The following is a 385-nucleotide window of genomic DNA, read 5'->3' on the forward strand; positions in this document are numbered from 1 at the left end:
CTCCCGGTTAACCCGGGGGACGCCGTGTCAAGCGGCGAGGGCCACAGCGGAACGCCGTGCGGCGACCGCGTCCGACAGCTCCTTGAGCGCGCCGAGCGAGTCGTCCCAGCCCAGGCAGGCATCGGTGATGCTCTTGCCATACTCCAGGCCGCAGGCGTCGTCCTTGCCGGGCGTGAACTTCTGGGCGCCGGCCACCAGGTGGCTCTCCACCATCACGCCGAAGATGCTGTGCGAGCCGCCCGCGATCTGGCCGGCGATGTCGCGCGCCACGTCGCGCTGGCGCTCGTGCTGCTTGCTGCTGTTGGCATGGCTGCAGTCGACCATGAGCGTCGGCGGCAGCTTGGCGGCCTCCAGGTCCTTGCAGGCGGCGGCCACGCTGTCGGCG

1 pseudogene is annotated in these 385 nt (G+C 71.2%); it reads right to left on the reverse strand.

The features are described from left to right. Nucleotides 1-27: 27 nt before the first annotated feature. Nucleotides 28-385: pseudogene (locus FJV41_RS57730) on the reverse strand (3-deoxy-7-phosphoheptulonate synthase); the annotation flags it as partial.

The sequence above is a fragment of the Myxococcus llanfairpwllgwyngyllgogerychwyrndrobwllllantysiliogogogochensis genome, assembly GCF_006636215.1.
Taxonomy (GTDB): domain Bacteria; phylum Myxococcota; class Myxococcia; order Myxococcales; family Myxococcaceae; genus Myxococcus; species Myxococcus llanfairpwllgwyngyllgogerychwyrndrobwllllantysiliogogogochensis.